The organism is Mesorhizobium sp. C395A (assembly GCF_030323205.1).
Lineage (GTDB): Bacteria > Pseudomonadota > Alphaproteobacteria > Rhizobiales > Rhizobiaceae > Mesorhizobium.
In genome coordinates this window covers 2,998,543-3,014,237 of record NZ_CP100473.1, presented here as the reverse complement: position 1 = coordinate 3,014,237, position 15,695 = coordinate 2,998,543, and the positions used below count along the sequence as shown (strand labels likewise).

The 15,695-nt window shown below is 60.1% G+C and carries 12 protein-coding genes; 7 read left to right on the top strand and 5 right to left on the bottom strand.

The window, feature by feature from the left end:
* Positions 1-19 precede the first annotated feature (19 nt).
* A complete protein-coding gene (locus NLY37_RS14805) occupies positions 20-964 on the top strand; it encodes a transglutaminase-like cysteine peptidase (protein WP_023741865.1) in 945 nt (314 codons plus the stop codon).
* 85 nt (positions 965-1,049) lie between these two features.
* Here NLY37_RS14805 and NLY37_RS14800 read toward each other — a convergent pair whose 3' ends face one another.
* From NLY37_RS14800 to NLY37_RS14780, 5 genes are all read right to left on the bottom strand, one after another.
* On the bottom strand, positions 1,050-1,691 hold the full coding sequence (locus tag NLY37_RS14800; protein ID WP_023712249.1) for a ribbon-helix-helix domain-containing protein: 642 nt from the start codon (positions 1,689-1,691) through the stop codon (positions 1,050-1,052).
* Positions 1,681-2,970: an HlyD family type I secretion periplasmic adaptor subunit gene (locus NLY37_RS14795; RefSeq protein ID WP_023667951.1), complete on the bottom strand. Its 1,290-nt coding sequence runs from the start codon at positions 2,968-2,970 to the stop codon at positions 1,681-1,683. Before NLY37_RS14795 ends, NLY37_RS14800 begins: the two co-directional genes overlap by 11 nt.
* A gap of 43 nt (positions 2,971-3,013) precedes the next feature.
* Positions 3,014-5,146: a type I secretion system permease/ATPase gene (locus NLY37_RS14790; RefSeq protein WP_023687775.1), complete on the bottom strand. Its 2,133-nt coding sequence runs from the start codon at positions 5,144-5,146 to the stop codon at positions 3,014-3,016.
* Positions 5,147-5,183: 37 nt separating this feature from the next.
* Positions 5,184-6,632 (bottom strand): TolC family protein, encoded by a 1,449-nt coding sequence (locus tag NLY37_RS14785; protein ID WP_023741864.1) that lies wholly within the window; start codon positions 6,630-6,632, stop codon positions 5,184-5,186.
* A 251-nt stretch (positions 6,633-6,883) separates the two neighbouring features.
* Positions 6,884-7,189 carry a hypothetical protein gene (locus NLY37_RS14780; protein WP_156933931.1) on the bottom strand — a complete coding sequence of 102 codons (306 nt, stop codon included), beginning with the start codon at positions 7,187-7,189 and terminating at the stop codon, positions 6,884-6,886.
* Between the two features lie 1,199 nt (positions 7,190-8,388).
* Between NLY37_RS14780 and NLY37_RS14775 the strand changes: the two genes are divergently transcribed.
* The 6 genes from NLY37_RS14775 to NLY37_RS14750 all read left to right on the top strand — a co-directional run bounded on the left by NLY37_RS14775 (position 8,389) and on the right by NLY37_RS14750 (position 15,424).
* Positions 8,389-9,105: a pentapeptide repeat-containing protein gene (locus NLY37_RS14775; protein WP_023741862.1), complete on the top strand. Its 717-nt coding sequence runs from the start codon at positions 8,389-8,391 to the stop codon at positions 9,103-9,105.
* Between the two features lie 144 nt (positions 9,106-9,249).
* Positions 9,250-9,405, top strand: coding sequence for a hypothetical protein (locus NLY37_RS14770; protein WP_023687778.1), 156 nt, complete (start codon positions 9,250-9,252; stop codon positions 9,403-9,405).
* Between the two features lie 202 nt (positions 9,406-9,607).
* Positions 9,608-10,795, top strand: coding sequence for a magnesium transporter (locus NLY37_RS14765; protein ID WP_023741861.1), 1,188 nt, complete (start codon positions 9,608-9,610; stop codon positions 10,793-10,795).
* A gap of 472 nt (positions 10,796-11,267) precedes the next feature.
* Positions 11,268-12,542 (top strand): tetratricopeptide repeat protein, encoded by a 1,275-nt coding sequence (locus NLY37_RS14760; protein WP_023741860.1) that lies wholly within the window; start codon positions 11,268-11,270, stop codon positions 12,540-12,542.
* Positions 12,543-12,553: 11 nt separating this feature from the next.
* Positions 12,554-13,363: a FecR family protein gene (locus tag NLY37_RS14755; protein ID WP_023667958.1), complete on the top strand. Its 810-nt coding sequence runs from the start codon at positions 12,554-12,556 to the stop codon at positions 13,361-13,363.
* 15 nt (positions 13,364-13,378) lie between these two features.
* Positions 13,379-15,424 carry a CHASE2 domain-containing protein gene (locus NLY37_RS14750; protein WP_023741859.1) on the top strand — a complete coding sequence of 682 codons (2,046 nt, stop codon included), beginning with the start codon at positions 13,379-13,381 and terminating at the stop codon, positions 15,422-15,424.
* The last annotated feature ends 271 nt before the right edge of the window (positions 15,425-15,695 follow it).

Below are 15,695 nucleotides of genomic sequence, written 5' to 3'. Positions count from 1 at the left end.
CAGTCAAGAGGTGGGCGTCATGAAAAAAGAAAAATCTGCCCTGGGAATAACCGGGCTCAGGCTCATCCTGCTGGCAATGGCGATCACAAGCCTGCCGCAGCCATCATCCGCGAAAGCAATTACCGTGAATGCCGGCGCTGCCGCTGGAGTTCTGGCGGCGGTCGAAACCCCTTCCAGTCTCGGCGGCGTTTCGCTGGCTCGGCCGCAGCCATGGCAGCCGGTTTCAGCCTACCGGATCGGCATGATTTTCAGCAGCTATGGTCCTGTTGCCGTTGATGAAAAGCGTGGTTCTTCGATCGCGCCGCCCGCCGCCGGGATCGACCCGATCCAGACGGCGGCGATCATTCCCGGCGTGTTCGGTTCTGTTGCCCTGTCGATGCGCAATTTCCCGGTTTCGGCGCGCTGGGCGCCGGTCTACAAGGCAATTGTCGACTGTACCGCGAGCAGCGCGTGCGAACGCAAGAACAGCGCCTTTGCCGAGATCGTCAAGGCAGCCGGGAACAAGCGCTTCATCGACAAGTTGTCCTTCGTCAACTCAAGTATAAATCGCGCCATCGCCTACAAGAAGGACAGCGTGGTTTACGGCAAGCTCGACTACTGGGCCAAGCCCCGGGAAATCCTTGAGCGGCGGGCAGGGGACTGCGAAGATTTCGCCATCCTCAAGATGGCCGCGCTGCTGCATGCAGGCATCCCGGCGCAGAGCATGTCGCTGGTCGTCTTGCAGGATCGCAAGCGCGGTTTCTTTCATGCCGTGCTGTCGGTCAGCACCGGCAGCGGCGTCTTCATTCTCGACAGTTTGAGCAATGTAGTTTCCCGCGACACAGACCTGCCGACCTACGTGCCGCTGTATTCGTTCAGCACCGATCGCGCGTGGATCCATGGCGCGAAGACCGGTTCTGCTCAAATAGCGGATATCAAGGGCGGCCTTTCGACGGTCGCGCCTGGTGAAGGTGTGCAGCCGTAAGTTCCCATCAGAGAGTCTTGAGCGCTCTAACTCTTGTTTGACGCAATTTTCCACGGAAACCGCTCACACTTTTCCCGGAATTGCTCTAGCCCCCGAAGACGAACGCCATCAGCAGTTCCGGCTCGACCACCGGCGCCCGCACCGCGCTCAGTTGACCGCGGTAGCGGCGGTCGCCGGCGCCTATGACGAAACCGGTCGCGACCGGCGTCTCGCCATTGGCGTCGAGCCTGGCGAATATGTCGGCGACATTGAGGTCCAGCGCCAGCTTGAGATCCTGGCGCGCGTCCTCGTTCGGCGCCACCGGCAATTGCCGCCGCACCAGCTGCTGGAACGGCGCATTGAAGGTCAGGATCTTCTTCGACGATGCCAGGGCAAAGGCCGGCGAGGGACAGGCGACGAGAATGGCGTTGATGGTCTTGATCGACGCGAGCCTCTGCAAGGTGACGTTCTGGTCGGCCAGTCCACGCATGCAGGCTACGCGGATTGCCGATGTCAGGTTTCCGGCGTTGGCGTGGCTCTCTGCAATTTCCTCGATCAGTGTGCCGATCGTGCATTTGCGGCTTTCCGCCATCTGCTTCAGCGAAGTCCAGAACGCCCTCTCCAGACGAATGCCGCGGCGCGTGCCGCCACGCGCCACAACCCGGAACTCGAGACCGAAATCCTCACTCGCCAGCGGTGGCAGCAGCCGGTCGCGATCGACCGGGCGGGAGATCGCACTATCGCTCACTCATTGCCTCCTCCCGCGCCTTGTTGATTGGTTTCAGAAGGTAGGTGAGAATCGTTTTGCGTCCGGTCTTGATGTCGACCGAACAGATCATGCCGGGGATGATCGAATAGGTCTTGCCGTCGCGTGTCAGGGTCGATTTGTCGGTGGCGACACGCACCTGATAGTACGGTTCGCCGGTCTTCTGGTCGACAAGGCTGTCGGCAGTGATGTTCGACACCTTGCCTTCGATGCCGCCGAAGATCGAGAAGTCATAGGCGGTCACCTTGATCAGGGCATCCTGGCCCGGCCGGATGAAGGCGACGTCCCGCGGTGAGACCCGGGCTTCGACCAGCAGGGTCTCGGACGTCGGCACGATACCCGCGACGACCGCGCCGGGCTGGACGAAGGCGCCGACCGTGTTGATGTCAAGCGTGTTGACGATACCGTCGACAGGCGAACGGATATCGGTACGCGCCACCTTGTCGGTGGCACCGCGTATCGTCTCGTCCACCACCGAGAGATCGGCCAGCGCCTGCGTCAGATCGCTGAGCGCTTCCTGTTGCAGTTGCAGGCCAAGTTCGTCGACCTGAAGCTTGGCTTCCGTGATGGCAGACCTGGCTTTCTTGATGGTCTCTCCGGCAAGCGTCAGCTGACCATTGAGCTCGGTCTGCTCGCGCTCGACGCGGAGCTGCTCGGTTCGCGCCATCAGGCCTTTCTTGACCATCGCTTCGACCAGCTTCGCCTCCTGGTCGCTGACGGCCAGGTTCTTGGTGAGGCGATCGGCATTGGCGTTGGCTTCGTCGAGTTCCTTCTCACGCTGATCGAGCCGCGACTTTAGAACCGACAGTTTGACTTCGAAGTTGTCGCGCCGCGCGATTAGCAGCTTCTGCTCGTTGTCGCAGATTTCCGGCGCCACCTTCTGGATCTCGGACGGACAGGGAAACGCGCCCTCGAGGCTGCCGGTCTGTTCGAATTGGAGCCGTGCAATGCGCGTCTGCAGCGCCCGCGCCTTGGCCTGCTGCTCGCCAAGGCTGGAAGTGTTGAAGGTGTTGTCGAGACGAATGATGAGGTCATTCTTCTTGACGACCTGACCGATCGTCACCGCGATTTCCTGAACCACGCCCGGCTCGCTGGCCTGGATGATCTGGGTCTTCGACGCCGGTATGATCTTGCCGTCGCCGCGTGCGATTTCATCGACCTCGGCGAAGGATGCCCAGGCTACCGAACTCGCAAAAAGCGCTCCGATAATGAATATCGAAGCCGACGCAAAAAGCGGCGGACGGTCTTCCCTGGCTAGCATTTACCACGTCCCAACGTGCTGTATTGACGCATAATTCTGTTCGTCAGGCGCTTGTTTTCTGAAGCGCTTGTATCACTTGGTCTTTCGGTCCATCGGCAACGATCTTGCCCTGCTCGATGACGATCAGGCGGTCGGCCAGCTCGAGCATGCTGAAGCGGTGCGTCGATACGATCAGGGTCGTGTTGCGATCGAAAGCCACTTTGAGCTGCTTGATCAGCTGGCGCTCGGAAGCCAGATCCATCGAGCCGGACGGCTCGTCCAGGAACACGATTTTCGGTTTGGTCAGCAACAGGCGGGCAATTGCCATTGTCTGCCTCTGACCGCCCGAAAGATTGGTGCCGCGCTCGCCGACATTCATGTCGTAGCCTCGCGGATGGCGGGAGACGAAGTCGTCGACGCCGGCAGCCTTGGCCGCGTCGACGATCTGCTCATCGGTCGCCTCCGGGCACGCCATCAGGAGATTTTCCTTGATGGTGCCCGAAAACAGATCGTTTGCTTGCGCGACGATCCCGACCGCGGCGCGAACCTCCGACGGGTGGTATTGACGGATGTCGATCCCGTCCAGCAGCAGCTCGCCGGAGGTCGGCAGGAACAGCCTGCCGATCAGCCGCCCCATGGTCGTCTTTCCCGAGCCTATGCGGCCGATGATGCCAATCCGCTCACCGGGCTTCACCGAGAAATTCAGGCCGGTCAGCACTTCGTTTTCGGAACCCGGGTAGACAAAGCCAACATTCCTGAATGCCATTGCACCGTTGCGAATGGGGCGGTTGACGAAACCAACCGTGTCCGGCCGATCCTCAGGCTGCGCCATGATCGAATTCACCATTCGCAGGGACAGCATCGCCTGGCGAAGTCTGGACAAGGTGATCGCAATCTGCCCAAGCGGGGCCACCGCCCGGCCTGCCAGCATGACGGTGCCGATGATGGCGCCGGTCGAGACATGCCCTTCCGAAAAGGCATAGGCGCCGGCCACGATCAAAGCGACGGTGACCATCTGCTGGATGGCTTGGGTTATGTTGCCGGCGGCAGCCGAAAGCTGTTTGATCTTCTCGGACGTGTTGGATGCGTTCTTGGAATGCTCCGCCCATTTTCGCAGAAGGTACGCCTCTGCCCGCAGCGATTTGATCGTTTCCAGCGTGGAGATGGATTCGACCAGCAGGGCCTGGCGCTGCGAAGCCTCGTTCATGGAAGCGGCAACGCGTTTGCCGATGCGCCTTTGCGTGATCAGCCCGACGATCACCGAGGCGACAAAAGCAATGGCCGGTATGACGACCAGCCAACCGCCTATCGCATAGATGACAAGAAGAAAGACGAAGACGAATGCTGTGTCGATGAAAACGCTGATGGTGTTCGACGTGAAAAACTCGCGCACGAACTCGTACTGCGTCACCCGATTTGCATATTCGCCGGTTGAGCCGGGCCGTGCCGACAAGGACGAGTTCAGAACCTTCTCGAACAGCATATAGGAGATGCGAAGATCGGCCTTGCGCCCGGCATAGTCGATCAGTGACGCTCTGGCGGTCTTCAAGAGCAGGTCGAACAGAATGACCGCGCCGATCCCGATCGACAGCACCCAGAGCGTCGATATCGCCTTGTTCGGCAAGATCCTGTCGTAGACGTTCATGGTGAAGATCGGTGAGGCAAGAGCCAGCAGATTGATGAATACCGCCGACAGGATGACCTTCGAATAGGTGCGCCAGAACGGCCCCATCGTGCCAGTCAGCCAATGTCGCCGCTCGATCTTGGCCGCCGAACCGACGCTCATCGCCTCTACTGCGTTGGCATAGGTTATCGAGAACGAAACGCCGCCACTAATATAACTTCCGGAAAACTCGGATTTGCTGATTGTCGTGCGGCCGTCTTCCTGGGGAGCGGTCGTAAATCCACCGTCCTCGGTCTGGGCAAGCAGCGCTACAGGCAACTGGCTGACGCGAAACAGAATGGCGGGAAGGTCGATGCGTCCGCGAAGAAAGTCGCGATGGCTGAATTCCGTGATTTCAAGACCGATGCGTTCGGCAAGATGCCGGATGGCGTCGATATCGATGCGGGTGTCTGACAGCGGCACGCCGGCAAACAGCACGGTCTCGGAACTCGGCCTGCCGAGGTACCCGGCAACAGCGGAGAAGCAGGCCTTGAACGCCTCTTTTGGGGAGAGGATTTTGGGTTGTGGGTTCACGATTGGCCCGCAGGACTATCGTTCGTCCTTGACCTTCCTACTTCTTTCTTACCGGTGCGAGGATGTCGAAAGGCAGATCGTTCATCTGCTCCGACGGCGTGCGCGCATAGGTTTCGGTATCGGCCGTTTCAGGCGCATTGAACTCGGCCTTGGCATAGGCGGTGGCCTGTTTTGCCGGCTGAAGATTCATGGTCTTCAGCAACTGCCCGGTTGCCGCCAGCAGCCGGTACTGCGCGAAAAGCGACGCGTAGGATGCGGTGTCGGCAAGCGTAGCTGTGTTGAACCGCGTGTTCTGCGCGTCGAGGACATCGAGCAGCGAGCGCTGTCCGACCTTGAACTGCTCGCGATAGGACGCCACCAGCCTTTCGTTGGCGGCAGCCTGAAGCTTCAATGTCTTTGCCAGATCGGCCTGCCGGAAGCGGCGATCCCATGACGTACGGACGGCTTCCTCGATCTCGCGCAGAACCTGGTGCAGCACAAGGCGCTGCTCGCTGGTGCGGCGGACCTGCTCTTGCTCGTTGGCTTTGTCGATGCCGCCGCGATAGAGGTTCCAGCGCAGCACCAGCCGCGCCTGCAGGTCGCTAGCGTCGCCATCGTCGCCGTCGATGTCATAGCCGCCGCGGGCGCGGCCTTCGGCGATGACGGAGGGCCCGAATTTCGCCCGCGCCGCATCCACCAGGGAGGCGGCGGCGTCGATATCGCTGTTGGCCATGTGGACGCGCGGATTGTTCTGTCGCGCCAGCCCTAGCGCGTCGTCGAGCGACCTTGGCAGCGCGCTCGAGACATCGCCTGGCCTTGACGCGTTGGTCAGCGGCTTACCGACCGTCTTGAAGAACCGTATCTTGGAAGCCTCCAGTTCTTCGGTCGCCTCCTGCATACGTGCCTTGGCAGCGAACAGCCGCTCCTCGGCCTGCTGGCGATCAGCCTCGTTCAACGCGCCGCCTGCAATACCTTGCCGGATGTCGCCGAGGATTGCCTGGTGAAAGCCCAGATTCTTCTTCGCTTCTGAAACGATCGAAGCCTGCAGCATGTATTCGAGATAGTCCTGGACGACAGTCAGTCCAATGAATTCAGACCGTTCCAGCACCCGGAACGATGCGCCGTCGACCCGCGACGCCTGACGATTCAGTTCCGCCCGCCTTGCGCCGCTGTCATAAAGCGTCTGCGTGACAACGACATCGGCTTCCGCCGGATAGAGCGCGTCATCCTCTATGGACAGCGAACGCCGGGAGGAATTGTCGAGACGACGAACCCCCGCCGACGCCTCGACATCGACGCTGGGAAGATAAAGTCCCTTCGCTTGGCGTAGCTCGAATTCGATTGCTTCGCGGTTTTCGATCGCTTGGCCAATTTCGGGGTTGGACTCCACCGCAACCGCCATCGCCTCCTGGAGAGTGAGCGCGTGAGCATTCCCACAACTCAATATGGCGACCGTCGTCAGCAGGCCGAGGCGTTTGCCTATCGCCGACATAGATGTCGTATTCATTTCACCCCACCCCAACGTTCCCCTGCGCCATTATTGCCAGGCGTTACAACTCAACCGTGATTGTTCACAAATTTGCAAAATATGGGAGCACTTATTGATTTAGTGACCGCTAAAACGCTGAATTCAAGCAAAATTCTATAGAATGTCGCAAAAATGGCACATAAAATACCCACTGCGGTTTTTGGGTAACAGCCGTCCGAGTTTGAACAGGCAAGCGAAACCGCTCCGGAAAGGAGGACCGCAAGGCCACCTTATGACCTACTTGCTCCTGATGGCTTGACTATTTCTGGGTGTACTTTTTCAGCGAGGTGACCGACAACATCTTGGTTGGCAGCTACAATCGGCAGGATAATCTTAGCCCACTTGCCAAGAGCCTGGAACGGACACCCCTGCCTTTCTTCGACCTGAAGCGTGGGCATAAATCCCTGAGCCGGCGAATAAACGCCGACGACTGCTTCACTGGCCAGCGTGCCAGCATAGGACTCGTATGACGGCCGATCAACGACTGGGTCAACCGAAGAGGTGACGGTACTTTTTGAGGCGGTTCGGTAGGCCATCGAATGCCTCAAGGTCCAAAAATCCCTCGATTGATCCCGATAGCTGGTGAAACCTCAAAATATTTCTTGCGGCGATTTTTCGTTAAAATCAAAAGCGTAATTTTTTTACGGTTCTAGTGTCGGCCTTTCGCAGCTCAGAAAAAAATTTGACTGTAACGAGTCATACGCTGTTTAAACAATGCGGAACGAAGTGGTCGGTAGCGCCACCACTTTGCGGGACGACATACGAGAGTTGCAGGACGAGCGGTCAAACATCGAGGGGCCGCCGGCTCGTTAGATACCACTACTCGTTCTTCCGCGCCATTCCAACAGGCTGAACTTCGAGGCAAGTGAGCCCGTCCTGGTCCGGCGCCTCGACTCGTAAATCCATTCCACCGATTACAACTGCCTGCAAGCTGCCGCTTGTTTGTTACTTCCCAAGTCTCATCGGCATATCGAGGCGCTAGACCGTCGGCTGGTCGCGCGCTGTTGCCGCAGCTGCCGATCTGCAACCGTCCCCATTTCCGCCGTTCTGGACCCTGTCTCCCAACGTTTGCAAAACGAGGTCAGCTATGGTCGGCAGTTTGGGGTCGCGGGAGCATACGGGATGATACGGGACCTTTCAGATTTTGGATCGACATAGTCGTCAGTCCGTTCGTCGATTCACCTTCTCGGGATGCCACCTGTCACACGTAACCCAAGAATTTCAGCTTCGAAAGACTTCCAGCGATTCGTGCGGCAATCGGCGGCTACGACGTGCAACAGGATGGGTTCACACGACCGATGGCTCGAACCACGGGAAGGCGCTCGTTGACAGTCACTATGGTTGTCACGGCCTCACGCTTCAGCTGTCGCTCTCCGCCCCGCCGGCGCTGGGAGGGTCACCACCGAACTTTGGATGGTGTCTCTGGCCGGGGGATATCCAGGTTTCTATGAAATCCAACGGATCTACGCTCCCCGTCATTTCCTTCGCGAGCGTCAGACGCTCCCCCAGGCGCTGCTCACGCTCCTCGTTCGTGCACTTGAGGCGCTCATGCGCATCCGCGAAAAGGCACTCTGCCGTCAAAGCCTTTCCCCACTCTCGATAATTTCCGCAAGCTGCCGCTGGCTATCGGCGGTTCGTTGATGCGCAAACTGTGACGGCGGTCGTTACCGTGGCTCGAGTGTCAGCAGATGTGGTAAGGCTGATTGTCGACGAGTAGCAGAGGGGTCCAGCAACAATGACTTTGAGACGAACCAGAGCTTACGGCGGATCCGGCTTGGTTCTGGCGGTTTGCACTGTATTGGCTTGGCAAAACGCCACCGCCGCTCAAGATTGCTACGCGGCCGCAACGCCTGGCGTCAATTGGCAGGAGTGTGACAAAAAGCTTCTCATCCTAGAAGGACAGGACCTGAGCGGGGCAAACCTGTTCGGTGTTGATTTCACTTCGACCGACCTCAGGAACAGCAATCTCCTTGCGGCAAATTTTGAGAAGGCAACGCTTGTGCGCGCTTCCCTGGCCGGCTCGACCGCCAAAGGCGCCCGGTTCGACAAAATCGAGGCTTACAGGACCGACTTCAGCCATATGGACGCGCAGGGCGCTGTGTTTGCGGGCGCGGAAGTGCAGCGCTCGAATTTCCAGGACGCCAATCTGGTCAATGTTGATTTCACAAAGGCGGAATTGGGGCGTGCACAGTTCCATGACGCCGATGTCAGCGGCAGCCACTTTTCGTTTGCCAATCTCGCGCGGGCGGACTTCCGAGGAGCGAAGTTCACCGCACCGATAGACTTTGACGGCGCTTTTTTCTTTCTGACCCGTATCGAGGGCCTCGATCTGTCCAATTCAGCGGGTCTGTCCCAGTGGCAGCTCAACATGGCTTGCGGAGACGCCCGGACCGAGTTGCCTTCTGGCATGACGAGGCCAGAAGATTGGCCCTGTCAATTCCAGCAGGAATAGCCTGCCCGTCCGCTTCCGGCCCAAAGGCTGCCGGGCGGCAATGCGCCTCAATGCAGTCCTCGGCCGCGGGTCAAAGCACGACACTGCGGGACATTTCCGGCAATCTCATTTACCGGCGAACGACAACGACCAAATGGAGGACGGATGCCCAAGGTCAAAGGTGATACCGCTCTGGACAAGGAGCGCGCCAAAACAGAGAAGCTCCTCAAAAAGGTTGGATATACAGCCTTGAAGGAGGCCGGTGTGGTATCCAAGCGACCCGACCTCCCAGATCTAAAGATTGAAAAGCGAGGGAAATAGCGCGGACACTCGCGTGCTGACCTGACCGAAGGCACGCCCAAAATGTAGACGTCTGCTTTGCCTTCTCAAGCTAGGAGGGTGCAGGCGGCGCTTGCGAGAACCACAAGGCGGACTGCTGGGCCGGAAGAAGCTGTCGTATTTCCGCCCCGGTGCGATCCGACACTTCACAACTTTCTCACTTTCAATTGGGGGGCCATATCATATGAACGAAGAGACCGGCGTTCAGAAGTTGGTGCGCACGCTGCGTGCTCGAGCACCTGATGACGCAGCTGAATTGCTCGCTAGAGAGTCTCCCGAGTTCATCCGCGACACACTAAAGCTGTTGCCTGACGGGCACGCCCGTAAGGTGGCCGAGCATTTGCCACTGCATATGCGGCCCATCAGCTCTCATGATGGTGACATGGGTTTCGCGATCCCCGAGTCGCTCGTCGAGGTGATGGACCCGATCCCCGCCAGCGTTCCTGTCGGGACGACGGTTGCTGCCGCGGTGGAAGCTGTCAGAGGCGCCCAGGTGCCGACCGAGCTCACTTATCTCTACGTCACGGACAAGGGCAATAAACTGGTTGGCCTGGCGGTCCTGCGCGATCTGATGCTGAGCGAACCCGACGCGATTGTCGATCACATCATGCTGCCCAGGCCGTTCGCTCTTGATGTCGGTCTCTCTTTGAGTAACGCATGCAAGGCGGCGGTACGGCGTCACTACCCTGTGTATCCGGTGGTGGATGCGGAGAACCGGCTGCTTGGGCAGGTTCGCGGCTGGCGCTTGTTCGAGCAGCAAATCATCGAGATTTCCGCCCAGTCTGGCCAGATGGTCGGCCTCCAGAAGGAGGAGCGCTCTTTTACGCCGCTGTTTTCAGCCTTCCTGAAGCGTCATCCGTGGCTGCAGTTGAATCTCCTGACGGCCTTCATGGCCGCATTCGTGGTCAGTTCCTTCACAGGCACGATCGAGAAGATCGTCGCCCTGGCGGCGTTCCTCCCGGTCTTGGCCGGGCAGAGCGGAAACACCGGCTGCCAGGCACTGGCTATGACGCTGCGCGGCCTTGCCCTGGGGGATGTGGACAAACGACCGAAGCTGCACTTGGTGATGAGAGAGGGCGCGCTCGCGGTCGCCAACGGCGCGCTCGTCGGCGTTGTTGCGGCTGCGGCGATGTGGTTCTATGCCTCGAGGCGACCGGAGTCGGCGGCTCAGGCACCGATGCTGGCACTTGTGATCTTGCTTGCCATGTCCGGATCGTGCCTCATGTCCGGCATCTCCGGCGTGCTGATCCCGTTGGGCCTGCGCCGGGTAGGCGCCGATCCGGCGGTCGCCTCGGCGATCTTCCTCACCACCGTGACCGATATTGTAGGCATGGGCCTGATGCTGGGGCTGGCGACCATGCTCGTGCTGTAGCAAGCTGGGTGCGGTGACGCGTCCCTGGGAGTTGGGGCAATGAGCTGACCTCGCGTTCAAAGAAATTGCAAGACCCGGGCCGATCGCACACGCCTCGTGAGAAGCACCTCCGGCAGCTCTCCGCCCCTTGCGAAACGCGACGGAAGGCCTTTGGAGAAGCCGTGGGTGACCTTGAAGCCTGGTGATCAGATACGCAGGATCGCCCACCCAATATTAATCTTGTCGGCTGTGCGATCCACTACTGATGAGATTTGAGTTGTTACGCCTTGGGCCAAATACTTCAATTATGTGCAGCAATGTTGAGAAGAATTTTTGACAATCAGCGGAGCCGAAACAGGAATAAACCCGATATCTTGTTGCGCAGCTGCAACAGCTGCTGAGACTCGCATAAGTCCGGCGACCGTTCAGTCGCCTTTTTCTTGCAGTCGTGCTAAATCCCTCGCACTAGTCGGGTTTGGGGTGGGTTCTCGGCATGCAATCTTCGTTTCGAACGATCTTCGGCGTCGCCGCAGCGCTGCTTTGTGCCGGCGTGTTGCCGGCCGGCGCACAAGATCTTTTTGGGGCCTATGACGATGCGTTTGCGGCCCGCATCGCCAGTCCGGCGGACAATGGAACGCTCGCCCAATTCGTCACGGTTGCGGTCAACGCTGGACAGTACGATCAGGCGATCTCCTCGATCGAGCAGTATTTGATCCAGTACCCCCGCGATGCGCGCGCCCGGCTTGCGGCCAGCCGGTTGTATTACCATGTCGGGTCCTATGAATTGGCCCGGCGGCAGGTGCAGTACGGCATCGAAGTCGGAGGTCTGACCGCAAGTGAGCAACAGGAAGCTGTTCGCCTGCTCGCCCGCATCGAGCGCGCGTTGCGTGGCGTCACCTGGGAACTCGCCCTGACCGGCGGCGTATTCAGCGCATTCACCGATTTTGAGCCAGGCGGGGCGCAGGACGACGACAGCTTCGTCTCGCCTTACGGGCAGGCGGAAGGTTTTGTGCGGTGGGACCTCGGCACGCCAAGTGCCGACGCGCTCGTTCTTTCGGGGTCGTTGACCGCGACTGAGCGTCTTTTCACGGAAGACCTGTCGGTTCCGGGTGGCGAGAAGACTTTTATCCACGGCAACGCAGCGATAACCTGGGACAAGGGACTGCCCAACAGCGGGATCGATTCGCTGCGCCTGCTGCTTTCCGCGTTCACCGTTACGGATCGTTTCGACAGCGACATTTACGAAACCGGTATCGGCCTCAGTGGACGTTTCGTCGTTCGCCCGACGGTCGAGACGACGCTCTTCGCCGGTGGCGGCTACATCGATCTAAGCGCCTCGCAAGGCATTTTCGCGGATAGCAGGGTCTTCTATGAGGCAGGCGGCAGCTACCGCTTCCGCAATGGCCAGGCGCTCGGCTTGCGCTTTGTCGGCTCGAATGACTTCGCTTCCGGATCGGGCGAAATCAGCCGCAGCTATACGGGCGAGGTCCGCTATGGCGGCCTGTTGATGAACGTACCGGATCTTTTCGCATGGTCGCACCAGATCGCCTTATCGGCCGGCCACAGCGACACTCCCGATCTGTCCGTCGGCATCGGCACAAATATCAAGAGCGACTTCTGGCGCATTGCCTCGGAAAGCGATTTTCAGCTGACGGAAGCGCAGAAGATCAGCGTTGATCTCGCCTATCGTAAAACCAACTTCGCCCTCGCCAACCGCGACCGAAAATCGTTGGAAATGCTCATGAGCTATACGTTGACGCTCAATTGAAAGAGGCCGCGATGAGGTATCATCAGATCGTCATTTTTATCGCCTGCCTCGCCTTCGCGGCACCATCCGCCGCTGAGACGGTCGGGTCGATGACGGCCTATCAGACCATCATCGTCCGCAATAACGGCGGGACGATGAACGTTGGCGCCGGCGTCGAACTCGGCGACCAGTTGCGCAGCAATCCCACCGGTCTCGGAATGCTGGTGTTCCGGGATGAATCGAGCGCCAAGATTGGTCCAAACACCAGCCTGACGATCGATGAGTTCGTCTACAATCCGGGCTCCGGGTCGGGAAAGATCGACATCGGGATGAACAGCGGCCTGGCCCGTTTTTATGGCGGCCAGGTTTCGAAAGGGGGCGTCATGCAGGTTGCGACGCCGCACATGGTGCTCGGAGCGAGAGGCGGCATCATCGAAGTGCTGGTGGCAGCCGGCCAGACCGTCGGCATATTGCGCGCCGGCCGCATGACCTGCACGATCAATGGCAAACGGCTGGTCATCACGAACCCGGGCTACGCCTGCACGTCGGACGATGGCAAGCTTCTGGCCGGCTACGGCGGCATCGACGCCTTCCCGATCTTGGACAGTATCGACCGGATAGCGGGAACCGGCCTGCCGGGCGCACCGGGTCCTGGGTTGGACGTAAGCGCAATTTGTGCGTCGGCTCTAGGCTCCTCGCTCAAAGTCTGCGGGTCCAGGGACGGCGCACTGCCAGGAGTGGTCATGGAATTCCCTGACAGCCCAACGCCACCTGCGGGCAGCGGGGGCCGGCGGGGCGAGTGTGAGGGTGAGGGTTGCTGCTACTACTACAACTGCGATTAGGCCTGGCTGCACGAGATGAGCCACTCGGTCGGTGGGCGCTGGGCTGATTGGCGGCAAGCCGGCAGGCGCAAAATATCCGGCCTTGTGGTCGTGCTCCTGCTGCTCGCTTGCCATTTGGCTTTTGACGGGCCGTTGTCGCGCCTGCGTGAGCGGACGTACGACTTGTATCAGTTTCTCGCCCCACGCCAGGCGACGAGCAATCCTGTCGTGATCGTCTCGATAGACGACGACAGCCTCAAGGCACATGGGCGATGGCCCTGGAACCGTGGCCTCTTGGCCGATCTGGTCGATGGCATCACGCAATCCGGCGCGGCGGTGGTCGGGCTTGCGCTGGTACTCCCCGAGGCTGACACCTCGCCTGAGGGCATGGCCGGAGACAAGCGCCTGGCAGCGGCGCTGTCCAAAAATCGAACGGCGCTTGCCGTCAGCCTGGGCAATGAAGCGACGGTTTCAGAAGCAGAACCCAAAGCCGGCTGGTCGATCGTCGGGCAAGTACCCGATACACTTCCCGGCTTCACCGGTCTTACCGGGTCGCTTGCCGAATTCTCGAACGCCGCCGCAGGCCTCGGCGTGATTCGCACCTTGCCCGATCCCGACGGCGTACTGCGCCATGTGCCGCTGCTCTGGCTTCGCAACACCCCTCAACGCGCGCAGCTGTGGCCGTCTTTCGCACTCGAGCTCCTGCGCCTTTACGCTGGACAGGACGGTTACACAGCCCGGATGAATGCAGCCGGGTTCGACGCACTCAGGATGGCAGGCGCCATTGTGCCGCTCGAGCCGGAGGGGAGCATCCGCCTCTGGGAAACCGCCACCGACACGCCTCGCCTGTCTGCCAGCACTATCCTTTCGGGCCATGGCGATCCGCGGCTGCGGGACGCCATCGCCATTGTCGACCTGTCGGCTGTGGGCCTGACGCAGTACCTGCCCACGCCGACGAGTCCAGCGCGACCAGGAGCGGAGATCCACGCCGATGCGATCGGCCAGATGCTTGCCGGGAGCTTCCTGGCAGAGCCAGCGCACGCGCGTATGCTCGAGCGGCTCTGGTTTCTCCTCAGTGCCGTCGTTTTCATCGGGCTTTCCGGAGTGCTCGCCGGGCGTGTCGTGCTTGGCGCCCTCTCCCTGGCGCTGCTGGCCGTCACGCCGTTCGTGTTCGGCGCTCTCGAGTACAGCCTGCAGGGTGCACTCTATGACCCGCTGCAGCCGGCGCTTGCAACCATCATGGTTGCGGGCTTCGAAGGCTATGTCCTCTACAGGCGCAGCGAGCAGCGCCGGTCCACCCTGACGCGACAGTTCTCCCAATATCTGTCGCCCTCCGTGGTGCAGCGCCTCGCAAGCTCGGACACCGAGGCAATCCTGTCCGGCGAGAAGCGCGAGATCACAATTTTGATCAGCGACATACGTGGCTTCACGACCATGAGCGAACAGCTCGACACCCAAGAGATCGCCAAGGTGGTCAACCATTTCCTCGGCATTGCGACCGATGAGATCCTCAAGCGCGACGGCACCATCGACAAGTTCATGGGCGATGCGGTACTGGCCTTCTGGAACGCACCGCTGGATCAACCCGATCATCGTGAGCGTGCGCTGGACGCGGGCCTTGCCCTTATCGAGCGGGTGAGGCGCGAAGACGCCGCCTTCACCGCGGATGGCCATCGATCCATCGAAATCGGCGTCGCCATCGAGACCGGCATCTGCTCGGTAGGCAATTTCGGCTCCGAACGGCGCTTCGATTACACCGCGATCGGCTCCCCCGTGAACCGCGCGGCGCGGCTCGAATCGACGACCAAGAAGCTGGGCATCCCCCTGGTGCTTGGACCCGGTTTTGCGGCAGGAGCATCGATGCCGGTCGTTCAGGCGGGCGCGTTTGAGCTCCAGGGTTTCAAGGGCGAGGTCCCGGTTTTCACCGTTCCGGAGATGCAAGCTGCTCAACAAGGTATGAGCCGCGAAGTAGAGAGCCAACGTGGTGAGCAATCTGGCGCCCCCGCCATGGTGGTTGGTTCGCCGCCATCCGTGCAAATGGCGCCGCTTGATGTTGCACCCCGAACCCGAAGCACGCGCTGATCGGCCAACGGGTCGCAGGATGCGATTGTCACCGGCACAGACGACCTTGCGTGGCGGCTCGAGCGGGAGCCAAGCAACACCTCGCGTGGAGGAACCAGTGGTCTTCCGAAGGGCCACAGAGCAGGCCAATATGTTTGGCCGAGAAAGTCAACGCGCGCCGAAAGGGCGAATGGCCGACCCATGTCTCCAACCATCCAGCCACGGATGAACCAATGGCGCCTCCGGCTCAAGCTTGAAAGCGACGAAGAGCGGGGCTCGGTTTCGTTCGCAT

What these genes read in the sequence shown, in the direction of transcription:
- NLY37_RS14760 (WP_023741860.1), top strand. Translation starts at nt 11,268, where the DNA reads ATGCAATCTTCGTTTCGAACGATCTTCGGCGTCGCCGCAGCGCTGCTT.
- NLY37_RS14785 (WP_023741864.1), bottom strand. Translation starts at nt 6,632, where the DNA reads ATGAATACGACATCTATGTCGGCGATAGGCAAACGCCTCGGCCTGCTG.
- NLY37_RS14750 (WP_023741859.1), top strand. Translation starts at nt 13,379, where the DNA reads ATGAGCCACTCGGTCGGTGGGCGCTGGGCTGATTGGCGGCAAGCCGGC.
- NLY37_RS14780 (WP_156933931.1), bottom strand. Translation starts at nt 7,189, where the DNA reads ATGGCCTACCGAACCGCCTCAAAAAGTACCGTCACCTCTTCGGTTGAC.
- NLY37_RS14770 (WP_023687778.1), top strand. Translation starts at nt 9,250, where the DNA reads ATGCCCAAGGTCAAAGGTGATACCGCTCTGGACAAGGAGCGCGCCAAA.
- NLY37_RS14775 (WP_023741862.1), top strand. Translation starts at nt 8,389, where the DNA reads ATGACTTTGAGACGAACCAGAGCTTACGGCGGATCCGGCTTGGTTCTG.
- NLY37_RS14765 (WP_023741861.1), top strand. Translation starts at nt 9,608, where the DNA reads ATGAACGAAGAGACCGGCGTTCAGAAGTTGGTGCGCACGCTGCGTGCT.
- NLY37_RS14755 (WP_023667958.1), top strand. Translation starts at nt 12,554, where the DNA reads ATGAGGTATCATCAGATCGTCATTTTTATCGCCTGCCTCGCCTTCGCG.
- NLY37_RS14805 (WP_023741865.1), top strand. Translation starts at nt 20, where the DNA reads ATGAAAAAAGAAAAATCTGCCCTGGGAATAACCGGGCTCAGGCTCATC.
- NLY37_RS14795 (WP_023667951.1), bottom strand. Translation starts at nt 2,970, where the DNA reads ATGCTAGCCAGGGAAGACCGTCCGCCGCTTTTTGCGTCGGCTTCGATA.